The organism is Aeromonas eucrenophila (genome assembly GCF_000819865.1).
Lineage (GTDB): Bacteria > Pseudomonadota > Gammaproteobacteria > Enterobacterales > Aeromonadaceae > Aeromonas > Aeromonas eucrenophila.
Window position 1 is genome coordinate 208,200 of record NZ_CDDF01000017.1, and the last position, 12,911, is coordinate 221,110.

Sequence of the window (12,911 nt, forward strand, 5' to 3'; positions counted from 1 at the left end):
CGTTAGAATCGGGGGCCATCCAGGCTCCCGATTGTCATCCACGGAGGAAAAATGCAGGAATTTATGGCTACCAGCGAACGCAGGGCCGAACTTTACTGGTGGTTTTCCACCCTGTTTGCCGCCGAGCTCAGCGACGCCCAGATCGCCGAGTATGACAGCTACGATGTGCGCAGCTTCCTCAAAAGCCTCTCCACGCTGGATCCCATGCGTGACGCCGTGGCCGAGCTCAACGACGCCATCGCTCGCCTGCTGGTGCGCCCGGATCGCCAGCTGGAGCTGGCCGCCGACTTCGCCGGTCTGTTCCTGGTCGATCCCAAGCAGGGCGCCCTGCCTTACGAATCCCTCTATCGGGGAGAAGCCAAGCTGCTGATGCAGGCCCCCATGGCCGAGATGCAAGCACGTCTCAAGCGCCTCGGCATCGATGTGAGCGACAAATTCAAGGAGCCCGCCGATCACCTGGCCATCGAGCTGGATCTGATGGGCAACCTCATCATCCGCGCCGCCGAGGCCACCACCGCGGATGAGCGGGCGCAGTGGCTGCAGGAGCAGGAAGAGTTGCTGCACCACCACCTGCTCGGCTGGTTCGAACGCTTCGAGCAGGCCTGCCGCAAGGCAGACCCGTTCGGATTCTACGGCGCCAGCGCCCGCCTGCTGGGGGTCTTCCTGCACATGGATGCAAACTACCTCAGCCTGGTCAAACCGGCGCAAGCCGCCGACTGATCCGATGAAAACGGCCCTGCTGTTTATCAACCGCCAGCTGTCGATGCCATGAAGACAGCCTTGCAGCTCATCACTTGTCGGCTGTCGATGCCATGAAGACAGCCCTGTTATTGATCGCCTGCTGGCTGCTCAGCTTTATTCCGATGGAACAGGGCCTGCTCCCCTTGGCGGCCCTGTTGTTCAACCCGGACAGGGAACTCTACGGTGCAGCCCAGCTCACCGGTTTTGCCGGCATCTTGCTCACCCTCTACCTCGCCAACCTCGGGGTGGAGGTGGTGCTGCGTCGCCGCTTCCAGATTGCCGGCATGCTGGCCCTGCTGGTGGCCTGGATCGACTTCATCCACAGCAGTGGCAGCGATGCCCACTGGTTGCCGCTGATGGCCTTCGCCCTGCCTTTTCTCGGGCTGGCCATGCTGGTGCTGGTGCGCGGCCTGCAGGCCTTCGGTCGCCAGAAAGGCTGACCCCCTTCATCCCGATCTCGCGCCACTCTCGGCTAGTTCCCCCCTTATAGTTCACCGCCATGGCATGAAAAAGGGAGCCTATGGCTCCCTCTCACTCGTTACCTGCCCTGCCCCCATCCGCTGCCACCATTCCCCTCGTCGCTATCCAAAAGTCTAATTGCCCTCGGGCACCAAAGGTATAAGTTGTTACTCAAACATTACAGAAATGTATTCACAGGAGTGAGAGATGAGCGAGCACAAGGTCTACCCGGTCAAGGCCCACATCGGCAACGGCGCCCTGCTGGACAAGGAAGGTTATGAGGCCATGTACCAGGCATCGGTACAGGATCCGGACGCCTTCTGGGGTGAGCAAGGCAAGATCCTCGACTGGATGAAGCCCTACACCAAGGTCAAGAACACCTCCTACGATCCGGGCCACGTCTCCATCAAGTGGTATGAAGACGGCCTGCTCAACGTCTCCGCCAACTGCCTGGATCGCCATCTGCAAGAGCGCGGCGACAAGGTCGCCATCATCTGGGAAGGGGACAACCCCGCCGAGGATCGCAAGCTGACCTATCGCGAGCTACATACCGAGGTGTGCAAGTTTGCCAACGTGCTCAAGGCACAAGGGGTCAAGCGCGGCGACATGGTCTGCCTCTACATGCCCATGGTGCCGGAAGCCGCCGTCGCCATGCTGGCCTGTACCCGCATCGGCGCCGTCCACAGCATCGTCTTCGGCGGTTTCTCGCCGGAGGCCCTGGCCGGCCGCATCATCGACTCGGGCTCCTCGGTCGTTATCACCGCCGATGAAGGGCTGCGCGGCGGTCGCCCCATCCCCCTCAAGAAGAACGTGGACGAAGCGCTCACCAACCCACAGACCCGTGTCAGCAAGGTGATAGTGCTCCAGCGTACCGGTGGCAAGGTCGCCTGGCACAGCCATCGCGACATCTGGTGGCACGACGCCGTCACCGCCGCCAGCCCGGACTGCCCGGCCGAGGCCATGGGCGCCGAGGATCCGCTGTTCGTGCTCTACACCTCCGGCTCCACTGGCAAGCCCAAGGGTGTGCTGCACACCACAGGCGGCTACCTGGTCTATGCCGCCCTCACCTTCAAGTACGTGTTCGACTACCACGAGGAGGACATCTACTGGTGTACCGCCGACGTGGGTTGGGTCACCGGCCACTCCTATCTGGTCTACGGGCCGCTCGCCAACGGTGCCACCACCTTGATGTTCGAAGGGGTGCCGAACTACCCGGCCACCAACCGCATGAGCCAGGTGGTGGACAAACACCAGGTCAGCATCCTCTACACGGCGCCGACCGCGATCCGCGCCCTGATGGCCAAGGGCCGCGACGCCATCGAAGGCACCTCCCGTGCGAGTCTGCGCATAATGGGCTCAGTGGGTGAACCCATCAACCCGGAAGCCTGGGAGTGGTACTACCGCACCATAGGGGACGAGCGCTGCCCCATCGTCGACACCTGGTGGCAAACCGAGACCGGCGGCATCCTCATCAGCCCGCTGCCCGGCGTGACCGCGCTTAAACCGGGCTCGGCCACCCGCCCCTTCTTCGGCGTGCAACCGGCCCTGGTAGACAACCTGGGTGAGCCTCTGGAAGGCGCCACCGAGGGCAACCTAGTGATCACCGACTCCTGGCCTGGCCAGATGCGCACCGTGTTCGGTGATCACGAGCGCTTCGAGCAGACCTACTTCTCCACCTTCCCCGGCCGCTACTTCACCGGCGACGGTGCCCGTCGCGACCAGGACGGTGACTACTGGATCACCGGTCGCGTCGATGATGTACTGAACGTCTCCGGCCATCGCATGGGTACCGCCGAGATTGAATCGGCCCTGGTGGCCCATCCGAAAATCGCCGAGGCGGCGGTGGTCGGGGTGCCCCACGAGATCAAGGGTCAGGGCATCTACGCCTATGTCACCCTGATCGCCGGGGAAGAGCCGAGCCGCGAGCTGCACAAAGAGGTGAAGGAGTGGGTGCGCAAGGAGATAGGTGCCATCGCCACGCCGGACGTGATCCACTGGGCCGAGGGGCTGCCCAAGACCCGCTCCGGCAAGATCATGCGCCGTATCCTTCGCAAGATCGCCACCGGTGAGACCGACAGCCTGGGGGACATCTCCACCCTGGCGGATCCGGGTGTCGTGGACAAGCTTATCCGCGAGAAGTCAGAGGCGGCTTGATCCTCGTCTCGACTCCCCACAAAGCCGGCCTTGCGCCGGCTTTGTCGTCTTCGTCGTCGGCGTTTCAGCCATCGGCCTAAAAAGCTCAATAAACGACCAGATGTAGAGATTAGACCAGTAAAATGCTGCTAATTTTCACGAAATCAATATAATTGCGAAATCTGTGTGCTAGGGCACACCGAATTGCGCAGAAAATGGCTAGATTTCTGGTAGTCCACAGATAGCTGATAGATAGCAGCATTATCATCGAGGATGCACTCAATATGTCGCAACATCACCGAATCCTCCTGCTCAACGGTCCCAACCTGAATCTGCTGGGCAAGCGGGAGCCGGGAATCTACGGCAGCAAGACGCTCGATGAGATCGTCGCCGATCTGCAGCAAAGTGCCAGCGAACTTGGCGCCACCCTGGAACACCTGCAATCCAACGCCGAACATGAGTTGGTCGGCCGCATTCATCAGGCCATGGGCCAGGTGGATTTTATCATCATCAATCCGGCCGCCTTCACCCACACCAGCGTCGCCCTGCGCGATGCGCTGCTGGGCGTGGCCATCCCCTTCATCGAGGTTCACCTGTCAAACGTTCATGCCAGGGAGCCCTTCCGTCATCACTCCTATCTGTCTGATGTCGCCAAGGGGGTGATCTGTGGGCTGGGTGCCGATGGCTACCAATTCGCTTTAACCGCAGCCGTGCATCAATTGCGCGCGGCTTGATAATCACTGATCAGATAAAGAAGAAAGAGAATGCTAATGGATATCCGCAAAATCAAGAAGCTGATTGAACTGGTTGAAGAGTCCGGCATCGCCGAGCTGGAAATCTCCGAAGGGGAAGAGTCCGTTCGCATCAGCCGCAATTTCTCCGGCCAGGTTAGCGTTGCACCGCAGATGATGATGCAGCAGGCTCCGGTTCAGCAGGTTACCGCCCCGGTTGCCGGTGCTGCCCCTGCCGCCGCTCCTGCCGCTGCCGACACCACCCCGAGCGGCCATCTGATGCGCTCCCCCATGGTCGGCTCCTTCTACCGCTCCTCCAGCCCGGAAGCCAAGGCCTTCGTGGAAGTCGGTCAGCACGTCAATGTCGGCGATACCCTGTGCATCGTCGAAGCCATGAAAATGATGAACCAAATCGAGTCTGACAAGGCCGGTGTGATCAAAGCGATCCTGGTTGAAAATGGTCAGGCCGTCGAATTCGACGAGCCGCTGTTCATCATCGAATAAGGGAAAACGCCACCCATGTTGGACAAAGTAGTCATCGCCAACCGAGGTGAAATTGCCCTGCGGATCCTGCGCGCCTGCAAAGAGCTCGGGATCAAGACAGTGGCCGTTCACTCCACCGCCGATCGGGAGCTCAAGCATGTGCTTCTGGCCGACGAAACCATCTGCATCGGCAAACCCGCCAGCGGCGAATCCTACCTCAACGTGCCGGCCATCATCGCCGCCGCCGAGGTGACGGGTGCCGTCGCCATCCACCCGGGTTACGGCTTCCTCTCCGAGAACGCCGACTTTGCCGAAGTGGTCGAGAAATCCGGCTTCATCTTCATCGGCCCGCGCGCCGAGACCATTCGCCTGATGGGTGACAAGGTCTCCGCCATCGAGGCGATGAAGAAGGCAGGCGTGCCCTGCGTGCCCGGCTCCGACGGTCCGGTGGACAGCGATGCCAAGCGCAACGCCACCATCGCCAAGCGGATCGGCTACCCCGTGATCATCAAGGCCGCCGGTGGTGGTGGTGGTCGTGGCATGCGCGTGGTGCGCAACGAGGCCGAACTGGCCGCCGCCATCGCCCTGACCAAATCCGAAGCAGGCCAGTTCTTCAAGAACGACATGGTCTACATGGAGAAGTACCTCGAAAACCCGCGCCACATCGAAATTCAGGTGCTGGCAGACGGTCAGGGTACCGCCCTCTATCTGGGTGAGCGGGACTGCTCCATGCAGCGTCGCCACCAGAAGGTGGTAGAAGAAGCACCGGCACCCGGCATCACCGAAGAGATGCGCAAGTTCATCGGTGAGCGCTGCGTGCGTGCCTGTCTCGAGATCGGCTACCGCGGTGCGGGCACCTTTGAGTTCCTGTACGAGAACGGCGAGTTCTACTTCATCGAGATGAACACCCGGATCCAGGTCGAGCACCCGGTCACCGAGATGGTCACCGGTGTGGATCTGATCAAGGAGCAGCTGCGCATCGCCGCCGGCCAGCCCCTGTCGATCACCCAGCAGGACATCCGCATCCGTGGCCATGCCATCGAATGCCGGATCAATGCCGAAGATCCGGCCACCTTCATGCCCTCTCCGGGTCTCATCCAGCGCTTCCATGCGCCGGGTGGTCTGGGGGTGCGTTGGGAGTCTCATATCTATGCCGGCTACAAAGTGCCGCCATACTACGACTCCATGATCGGCAAGCTGATCTGTTACGGTGAGAACCGCGACATCGCCATCGCCCGCATGCGTCACTCCCTCGACGAGCTGGTGGTGGAAGGGATCAAGACCAACATCGCCCTGCAAAAAGAGATCATGAAGGACGAAAACTTCCAGCACGGTGGCACCAACATCCACTACCTGCACAAGAAGTTGGGTCTGTAAGCGATCCTCATCTAGCGAACGATTGTCCGATCCATCGGGATCGACAATTGAAAAAGGGCCATGGCGACATGGCCCTTTTTTGTTATCCTTGCGCCCCTCAAAATGGTTGGAGGCCAAGGTGAACCGTTTCGCACTCGCCCGTCGGGAAGCAGCCCTCTGCCTGCTGCTCACCCTGCTCTATTTCGCCGCCTGGTACGGCTCGGCTTATTTCGTTCCGGAAGAGCTCGAACTCTGGGACATGCCGCTCTGGTTCCTGCTCAGCTGCATCCTGATGCCACTGCTGTTTATCGGCCTCTGTGCGCTCATGGTGGATCGCCTCTTTGTCGACATCCCGCTGGAGACGGAAGAAGCATCCCATGAGTCTTGAGTCGGGCGGTAAGGCCGCCCATCGTTCGCCGGCCCCCCTTTCGTTTACCTCCACTCCCCTGAATCACGAGTCACAGTCACATGAATCTTGAGCTGATGTTCCCCCTCGTCATCTATCTGGTGCTGGTGCTGGGGGTCGGCTTCTGGGCCAGCCGCCATCGCAGCAACGGGGACTTCGTGCAGGAGTACTTCATCGGCAACCGCAGCATGGGTGGCCTGGTGCTGGCCATGACGCTGGTGGCGACCTACACGTCTGCATCGTCCTTTATCGGCGGGCCGGGCGCGGCCTACAAGATTGGCCTCGGCTGGGTGTTGCTGGCGATGATCCAGCTGCCCACCGTCTGGCTCACCCTCGGCGTGCTTGGCAAGAAGTTCGCCATCATCGCCCGCCGGGTCAACGCGGTGACCATCAACGACATGCTGTGGGCCCGCTATCGCAGCAAGTGGGTGGTGGTGCTGGGATCCGTGACCATCATCTTGGCCTTCATCGCCACCATGGTGGTGCAGTTCATCGGCGGGGCCCGCCTGCTGGAGACCGCCACTGGCCTGAGTTATCAGCAGGGCCTGCTGCTGTTTGCCAGCTGCGTACTACTTTATACCGTCATTGGCGGCTTTCGCGCCGTGGTCATGACGGATGCCCTGCAGGGGATCATCATGCTGATCGGCACAGGCGCCCTGCTGGCGGGGATCCTGGTGGCCGGCGACGGCCTGCCGAACCTCATCCATCAGCTCAAGGTGATCGATCCCAAGCTGGTGAGCCCGCAAGGGGCCGGCGACATGCTGACCCAACCCTTCATGCTGAGCTTCTGGGTGCTGGTCTGCATCGGGGTAGTGGGGCTGCCCCACTCGGCCCTGCGCTGCTTCGGCTACCGGGACAGCAAGGCGCTGCACCGGGGCATCCTCATCGGCACCGTAGTCAGTGCCCTGCTGATGTTTGGCATGCACCTGGCCGGGGCCCTCGGTCGCGCCATCCTGCCCGGCATGGACAGCCCGGACAAGATCATGCCGTCCCTGATGATGGAGGTGCTGCCTCCCTGGCTGGCGGGGGTCTTCCTGGCGGCGCCCATGGCGGCCATCATGTCCACCATCGACTCCCAGCTGATCCAGGCCTCGGCGACCCTGGTGAAAGATCTCTACCTCAACTACCTGAGCCCGAAACAGGAGCAGCAGGAGAAGCTGGAGGTGCGGGTGCCGCGCCTCTCCCTGCTCTGCACCCTGATCCTGGGCACCCTGGTGCTGCTGGCGGCGTTGCAGCCCCCCGAGATGATCATCTGGCTCAACCTGCTCGCCTTCGGCGGCCTGCAGGCGGTGTTCCTCTGGCCGCTGGTGCTCGGCCTCTACTGGTCGCGGGCCAACGGTCCGGGAGCGCTGGCCAGCATGGTGTCAGGCATTGTCTGCTACGGGGTCCTGAGTCAGTGGGGGATCCAGCTGGCCGGCCTGCACGCCATAGTGCCGAGCCTGGGGCTTGGGCTCATCGCCTTTATTGTGGTCAGCCTGCTGACCCCGCCCCCGGATCAGGCCGTTCGCCGATTATTTGATCAGAAATAATAAAGAGCGCAATAAAGGGATCTTCCCTATCCCAAAATGGGTGTCTTGCGGGTAAACTGTGCGCCACGTCACAAAAAGTTCCGCGATCATGCCCGTTCAGAACGCCAGAAAGATCCTGACCCAGTCCCTGCAACGGCTCGGCTATGCCCTGTTGCTGCCGGTCTCCATCCTGCCGCTGGCCGCCCTGCTCTATCGGCTCGGCCAGCCGGATGTGCTGGATCTGGCGGTGCTCTCCCTCGCCGGGCAGGCCCTGTTCAGCCAGATGCCGCTCATCTACGCGGTGGCCATCGCCTTCGGGTTGAGTCGGCAGGGGCAAGGGGCGCAGGCCCTGGCCGGGGCGGTCAACTTCCTGTTGCTGAGCTCGGCGCTCGGCACCCTCAGTCCCGGCCTGCATGCGGACATGATCTGCGGCCTGCTGGCCGGGCTGACCACGGCGCTGATCTGCTCCTGGACCCGTAGCCTCTCCCTCCCCAACTGGCTGCGGCCGCTACCGGAAGAGCTCCCCGGATTGCTGCTCTCAGCCCTGGCCTGCCTGTTGCTGGTCATCCCGCTGGCGCTGCTCTGGCCACTGCTGGAGCAGGGCATCAGCCTGATCGCCTCGGACCTGCTCACCACCCCCTTCGGCGCCTTCTGCTACGGCGTGCTGAACCGATTGCTGATCCCCCTCGGCCTGCACCAGGTGCTGGGCAGCCTCGTCGGCCTGGGCGAGAGCAACCTGCAGGCGCTAGCCGCCGCCCAGCCGCTGCACGAAGGCTATGTGGCGGGACTCTATCCCGTCATCATGTTCGGTCTGCCGGGGGCCTGTTTCGCCATCTGGCTCCATCGCCAGCGCATGCAGCGCCTGCCCCAGGGGGGCCTGCTGCTGACCCTGGCGCTCACCTCTGCCCTGGTGGGGATCACCGAACCCATCGAGTTCCTGTTCGCCTTCACCGCCCCCTGGCTGTTTCTGGCCCACGCCCTGCTGACCGGGCTGTCGCTCGCCATCTGCAGCGGGCTGGGCATTAAGGTGGGCAGTTACTTCTCCGCCGGCCTGCTGGATCTGGTACTGAGCTACTCCACCGGCGAGCACAGCTTCTGGCTCATTCCCCTCGGCATCTTGTTCTTCGTCGCCTACGCCCTGCTGTTCTCCCAACTGCTTGAGCACGCCCCCCTCAGCCTGCCGAGCAGGCCCCTCGCCGAGGAGCTGCCACGGTTGGCGAGCGTGGCGCCCACGGATCCGCAGATGCTGGCGATCCAGTACCTCAAGGTGCTGGGGGGTATGGACAACCTGCAGGCCATGAGCGTCTGCCTGACCCGCCTCAGCCTGCGGGTCCGTGACATGGCGCTGGTGGACCAACTCCGTCTGACGAGCCTGGGGTGTCTCTCCTGGATAGCCCTGAACGAGCATCAGCTGGTGCTGGTGCTGGGGCCCAATGCGGGCCTGGTCGAGGGGCAGTTGCGCATGCTGGCCGATCGCCAGTCGGTGCCGCTCGGCTTCGAGCCCGGCAAGGCCCCCCTCGGCCTCTGACAGGGCTCAGGCGAAGGGCAGGCGGTCGGCGACAAAGTCCATCAGCGAGCGCAAGGCGGGGGCCAGGTGCTCCCGGCTCGGGTAGATGAGGTAGAACGGGTTGGGCGGTATGGGGTGACTCGGCAGCACCTTCTGCAGCGTTCCTTTGATCAGATCTCCCTGACAGACGTGATCCGGCAGCAGCGCTATGCCGCCGCCGTTGAGGGCCAGCTCCCGCAGCGCCAGCAGGCTGTTGCTGATGCAGGCGCCCCTTGGACGCCAGCCCCCCTCCTGCAGTGGCCACGTTGGCAGCGCCGAGTGCACCAGACAGGCGTGCCGTCCCAACTCGCTCAATTGTTGAGGCTCGCCATGCCGGGCCAGATAATCCGGCGCCGCCACCAGATGGCGGGGCACCTGGCCGATGCGCCGGCAGATGAGGCTGGAGTCCTTGAGCGGGGCCGCCCGCAGCGCCAGATCGTAACCCTCCCCCACCAGATCCAGCTGCTCGTCACTCAGAGTCAGCTCCAGCACCACCTCGGGATAGAGGGCGCGAAACTCCGCCAGGATCTTGCCAAGCAGCAGGGTGCCGGTGGCCTCGGGGGCGGTGATCCGCACCCGGCCTGCCGGGGCACTGCGCAGCCTGGCCATGGCCAGATTGGCGCTACGGGCCAGCGCCAGCAGGCTCTGACAATGCTCCACATAGAGCTCCCCCTGCGGAGTCAGGCTCAGCCTACGGGTGGTGCGCTGCAACAGCCGCACCCCGAGCTGGGACTCGAGGCGCGAGATCTTCTGACTCACCGATGACTTGGGCATGCCGAGCACCTCGGCCGCCCCGGTAAAGCTGCCCTGCTCCACTACGGTGGCGAACAGCCCCATCAACTCCAGTTCGACATTGTTCATCTATTCAAACAGTCTTTCTTAATTACCCATCTTAATGAGGATAATCTACCGGGCTAGACTGCTTGGCAATCCCACTCATCCCGATTTGAAAGGAATTGCCATGAAAGCCATCGCCCTCACTCACTACCTGCCAAGCGATCACCCCCACTGCTTCATCGAGGCCGAGCTGCCCACCCCGACCCCGGGTCCGCGGGATCTGCTGGTGCGGGTCAAGGCCACCTCCATCAACCCGGTCGACACCAAGGTGCGCGCCCCCAAGGCCAAGGTGGAGCCGAGCCCCCGCGTGCTGGGCTGGGATGCGGTGGGGGAAGTCGTCGCCGTGGGCAGCGAGGTGACCCTGTTCAAGGCCGGTGACCGCGTCTGGTATGCCGGCGACATCAGCCGCCCGGGCAGCAACAGCGCCCTGCAACTGGTGGACGAGCGCATCACGGCCCTGGCACCCAGCAACCTGAGCGATCTCGAGGCCGCCGCCCTGCCGCTCACCGCCATCACCGCCTGGGAGGCCCTGTTCGATCGCATCGGTCTTCGCCGGGAGAGCGAGGGCCGGTTGCTCATCATCGGCGGTGCCGGCGGGGTCGGCTCCATCGCCATCCAGCTCGCCCGCCAGCTCACCAAGATGGAGGTGATAGCGACCGCCTCGCGGCCGGAGACCCGGGAGTGGTGCCTGGCGATGGGAGCCCATCAGGTGGTGAGCCACCACAGCCTGCAAGGGGATCTCGCCGAACTGGGTATCAGCCAGCTCGATGCCATCTTCTGCACCAACGCCACCGAGCAGCACTGGAGCGCCATGGCGAACCTCATTCGTCCGTTCGGCCACATCTGCACCATCGCCGAGTCGAAAGAGCCCTGGGATCTCGGCCTGCTCAAGCCCAAGAGCGCCACCTTCAGCCAGGAGTTCATGTTCACCCGCTCCCTGTTCCAGACCCCGGACATGATAGGCCAGCACGAACTGCTGGGCCGGGTCGCGGCGCTGCTGGAGGAGGGCGTGCTCAAGAGCACCCTCACCAGGACGATCCCCGCGCTGACACCGATGAGCCTGGCGCAGGCCCATCGCGAGGTTGAGGCAGGCAACATGCTGGGCAAGCTGGTGATCGACATGAGCGGCTTCGCTGACTAATCCCTTAGGGGTAAAAAAATGCACCATCATGGGGTGACGTCACCAGTGGCAAGCCCCAAGAGTGCACAGCGCCATCGGGAATAAGTGGCCATCAGCCGGCATCATCCCGGAAAATGGATAAAAAAAGAGGCCATCCCGCCGGGATGGCCCTGAATACCTGAACGTTGGGATAACAATCACACACATATCCTTATGCAGGACAGAGTAGCTTTTGCAGCTTGCGTGCCAGACTCCGCCTTTCCCCGCAAAATTGTGCCTATTTCCCCGTTTTTTTCTCGCCAATAAAAAAAGCCACCCGAAGGTGGCTGAAAAGATGACGGAACTTTCATAGAGCAAAGCATTCAGCGGGAACAGGTTGCTTCCCGTCACCCAAGGAGGAATACATGAACCGTGCCAACTTGGCAGAATCACCTTCCTCCAGCCTGTGCCATGGGCAAACCACGACAGCACAGGCCCATGATGATAGAATCCCGCGGTTTCACATTTATGAAGAGTCGACGCCATGCCCTGGATACAAATTCGAATCAACGCCACCGCCAAGACCGCGGACAAGGTGAGCAACATGCTGCTGGGGCGTGGAGCCCAGGCCGTGACCTTTATGGATGCCCAGGATGTGCCCGTTTACGAGCCGCTGCCGGGGGAAACCCCGCTCTGGGGCGAGACCGAGGTGATGGGGCTGTTCGACGCCGAAACCGATCCGGTACCCACCATCGCCTTCTTCCAGCAGATCTTCGGTGAAGACGTCGGCTACAAGGTCGAACAGCTGGAAGACAAGGACTGGGTGCGGGAATGGATGGATCACTTCCACCCCATGCAGTTCGGCGAGCGGCTCTGGATCTGCCCGAGCTGGCGCGATGTGCCCAACCCGGATGCGGTCAACGTCATGCTGGATCCGGGCCTGGCCTTCGGTACCGGCACCCACCCCACCACGGCGCTCTGCCTGCAGTGGCTGGACGGGCTGGATCTGGCCGGCAAGACGGTGGTCGACTTCGGCTGCGGCTCCGGCATCCTCGGCATCGCCGCCCTGAAACTCGGCGCCGCCCGGGTCATCGGTATCGACATCGATCCCCAGGCCATCCAGGCCAGCCGTGACAACGCCGAACGCAACGGTGTCGCCGGCCAGATCGAGCTCTATCTGCCGGCGGATCAGCCGCAAGGAGTGGAGGCGGACGTGGTGGTGGCCAACATCCTGGCCGGCCCGCTGCGGGAACTCGCGCCGCTTATCACCGGCCACGGCAAGCCCGGCAGCCTGATGGCGCTGTCCGGCGTGCTGGAGAGCCAGGCCCCGGAGCTGGAAACCATCTACGGCCAGTGGTTCGACATGGACCCGACTGCCGTCAAAGAGGAGTGGTGCCGCTTGTCCGGCCGCAAGCACGGCTGATTACGTGCTCTACCACAAACAACGAGGGCACCTCAGGGTGCCCTCGTTGTTTCTCACACTGCTTTTCACGCCTTCCCGACTCGCCGCCCCATCCTCCTCATCGGTATCTCACAGAGAATGCCGGTACTGGGCGAAGCTTCACTCTTCTTGCCGCCGTCTGGGGGTAAAATGGCTCTCCTCCGATGGGCC

The 12,911-nt window shown here is 62.7% G+C and carries 12 protein-coding genes; 11 read left to right on the top strand and 1 reads right to left on the bottom strand.

Annotation, left to right across the window (positions count from 1 at the left end; translation table 11 throughout):
- The first annotated feature begins 51 nt into the window (after window positions 1-51).
- The 9 genes from torD to BN1124_RS18085 all read left to right on the top strand — a co-directional run bounded on the left by torD (window position 52) and on the right by BN1124_RS18085 (window position 9,345).
- Complete coding sequence (torD, locus tag BN1124_RS18045) at window positions 52-720, top strand: molecular chaperone TorD (protein ID WP_042644177.1); 669 nt, start codon at window positions 52-54, stop codon at window positions 718-720.
- A 92-nt stretch (window positions 721-812) separates the two neighbouring features.
- Window positions 813-1,181: a hypothetical protein gene (locus BN1124_RS18050; RefSeq protein ID WP_042644397.1), complete on the top strand. Its 369-nt coding sequence runs from the start codon at window positions 813-815 to the stop codon at window positions 1,179-1,181.
- A 226-nt stretch (window positions 1,182-1,407) separates the two neighbouring features.
- The gene (acs, locus tag BN1124_RS18055; RefSeq protein WP_042644178.1) at window positions 1,408-3,354 is read left to right on the top strand and encodes an acetate--CoA ligase; all 1,947 of its coding nucleotides are present in this window, start codon (window positions 1,408-1,410) and stop codon (window positions 3,352-3,354) included.
- A gap of 263 nt (window positions 3,355-3,617) precedes the next feature.
- Entirely contained in the window at window positions 3,618-4,067 is a 450-nt protein-coding gene (gene aroQ, locus BN1124_RS18060) for a type II 3-dehydroquinate dehydratase (RefSeq protein WP_042644179.1), read from the top strand.
- A 36-nt stretch (window positions 4,068-4,103) separates the two neighbouring features.
- Window positions 4,104-4,568 carry an acetyl-CoA carboxylase biotin carboxyl carrier protein gene (gene accB, locus BN1124_RS18065; protein ID WP_042644180.1) on the top strand — a complete coding sequence of 155 codons (465 nt, stop codon included), beginning with the start codon at window positions 4,104-4,106 and terminating at the stop codon, window positions 4,566-4,568.
- A gap of 15 nt (window positions 4,569-4,583) precedes the next feature.
- Window positions 4,584-5,924 carry an acetyl-CoA carboxylase biotin carboxylase subunit gene (gene accC, locus BN1124_RS18070; RefSeq protein ID WP_033132404.1) on the top strand — a complete coding sequence of 447 codons (1,341 nt, stop codon included), beginning with the start codon at window positions 4,584-4,586 and terminating at the stop codon, window positions 5,922-5,924.
- Window positions 5,925-6,042: 118 nt separating this feature from the next.
- Window positions 6,043-6,291 (top strand): YhdT family protein, encoded by a 249-nt coding sequence (locus BN1124_RS18075; RefSeq protein WP_042644399.1) that lies wholly within the window; start codon window positions 6,043-6,045, stop codon window positions 6,289-6,291.
- A gap of 80 nt (window positions 6,292-6,371) precedes the next feature.
- Window positions 6,372-7,838 carry a sodium/pantothenate symporter gene (panF, locus tag BN1124_RS18080; RefSeq protein WP_042644182.1) on the top strand — a complete coding sequence of 489 codons (1,467 nt, stop codon included), beginning with the start codon at window positions 6,372-6,374 and terminating at the stop codon, window positions 7,836-7,838.
- 88 nt (window positions 7,839-7,926) lie between these two features.
- Window positions 7,927-9,345 carry a PTS transporter subunit EIIC gene (locus tag BN1124_RS18085; RefSeq protein ID WP_042644184.1) on the top strand — a complete coding sequence of 473 codons (1,419 nt, stop codon included), beginning with the start codon at window positions 7,927-7,929 and terminating at the stop codon, window positions 9,343-9,345.
- Window positions 9,346-9,351: 6 nt separating this feature from the next.
- Here BN1124_RS18085 and BN1124_RS18090 read toward each other — a convergent pair whose 3' ends face one another.
- A complete protein-coding gene (locus BN1124_RS18090; protein WP_042644186.1) occupies window positions 9,352-10,224 on the bottom strand; it encodes a LysR family transcriptional regulator in 873 nt (290 codons plus the stop codon).
- Window positions 10,225-10,324: 100 nt separating this feature from the next.
- Between BN1124_RS18090 and BN1124_RS18095 the strand changes: the two genes are divergently transcribed.
- Together BN1124_RS18095 and prmA are read left to right on the top strand one after the other, a co-directional pair.
- The gene (locus BN1124_RS18095; RefSeq protein ID WP_042644188.1) at window positions 10,325-11,341 is read left to right on the top strand and encodes a zinc-binding alcohol dehydrogenase family protein; all 1,017 of its coding nucleotides are present in this window, start codon (window positions 10,325-10,327) and stop codon (window positions 11,339-11,341) included.
- Between the two features lie 502 nt (window positions 11,342-11,843).
- Window positions 11,844-12,722: a 50S ribosomal protein L11 methyltransferase gene (gene prmA / locus BN1124_RS18100; protein ID WP_042644189.1), complete on the top strand. Its 879-nt coding sequence runs from the start codon at window positions 11,844-11,846 to the stop codon at window positions 12,720-12,722.
- Window positions 12,723-12,911 lie beyond the last annotated feature (189 nt).